This window comes from Exiguobacterium alkaliphilum 12/1, assembly GCF_000714435.1.
Classification (GTDB): Bacteria; Bacillota; Bacilli; order Exiguobacteriales; family Exiguobacteriaceae; genus Exiguobacterium; species Exiguobacterium alkaliphilum.
This window is the reverse complement of record NZ_JJMW01000031.1, coordinates 1-1,293: the sequence shown is the minus strand read 5'-3', so window position 1 is coordinate 1,293 and position 1,293 is coordinate 1. Positions and strand designations below refer to the sequence as shown.

1 protein-coding gene is annotated in these 1,293 nt (G+C 45.5%); it reads right to left on the bottom strand.

The features are described 5' to 3' along the window. Window positions 1–43: 43 nt before the first annotated feature. A protein-coding gene (locus tag RT52_RS07240) for an IS3 family transposase (protein ID WP_156028793.1) occupies window positions 44–1,206 on the bottom strand; the annotation gives its coding sequence in 2 pieces (ribosomal slippage) (window positions 44–930 and window positions 930–1,206; 1,164 coding nt in all). Window positions 1,207–1,293 lie beyond the last annotated feature (87 nt).

Here is a 1,293-nt window from a genome sequence, read left to right as displayed (position 1 = left end):
CTAGACTGACCTAGCTATATGAGACACTAATAAAAACACCTTATTAGGCTGCCACCACACCATATTTTATCGGTGTGAGGTAGCCTAATTTTTCTTGGATACGCTCTTCGTTATAGTAAGTTAAGTAATGGTCCACCCGCTCACGCACTTCATGGTCACTTAACGAGTTGAACTTGACGTACTGGAACTCCTCAGACTTCAAATTCGAATGAAACGATTCAATCACCGCATTATCCCAACAGTTGCCTCTTCGGGACATGCTGCTCGTCAGATGGTTCCTCTTGACCAAATCTTGAAAGGCATATGATGTATAGACACTTCCTTGATCCGAATGGATGATGATCCCTTCGGGATTGTTCCGACTCTCCAACGCCATCTTTAACGTATCGATGACGAGGGGCGTCTGTTGATGCTCGTATAGCTTATAGGCAACGATTTCATTGTTGAATAGGTCGATGATTGTGGAGAGGTACTTCGTCGTGCTCCCGTATTGGATATAGGTGATGTCCGTCACCCACTTCTTATTTGGTTCACTGGCCGTGAAGTCTCGCTTGAGAAGGTCAGGTGCGATGATGATGCTCTCGCCCTGAGACTTCCATTTCCGTTTAGGCTTAATCCGACACTGGAGATGGTGCTTCTGCATGATTCTTTGTACGGTGTTCCGGTTAGCCGCCAATTCATAGGTTTGCTCTAACAGGGCTTTTATCTTTCGATGTCCATATCGATACTTCGTAAGCTTACACACTTCGATGACTGTTTGCTCCAGCACCGAAGGTTGCTTCACCGGTTCTTTGACCCAACGGTAATAGGTTGCCCGTGGCACGTCTAGGACACGTAGGATGGTCGTGACCGTATATTTGCTCTTCAGGCGCTCTACAGTCTTTAACGCTATTTCTTTTTCAACTCTCTTTCGATCTCCATGAATTTTTTTAAGATGTCGTTCTCCGTCTTCAGGTGGGATAGTTGACGCTCTCTCTTGTCATCCTCACTGGCGGAATCAGGACCGAGTCCGTAGGTGTATTGCTTCCCGATGGGCTGGTCAAATCGATAGATTTCATTGGACCGATACCATCTCATCCATGTGTGGATCTGTGATTCGTTTTTGATCCCGTGTTTCTCCATGATCTCTCTAGTCGTCAACTCACCGCTCAGTTTGTCTTTCACCACTGCCCATTTCACTTCACTTGAATATACGTTTTTGCCCACGCAAAAACACCTCCGATGCTAGCACTTTTTTTAAGTGTACCACTGCGAAGGTGTTTTTATATTGTCTCAAAAATTTAGGTTAGCCCA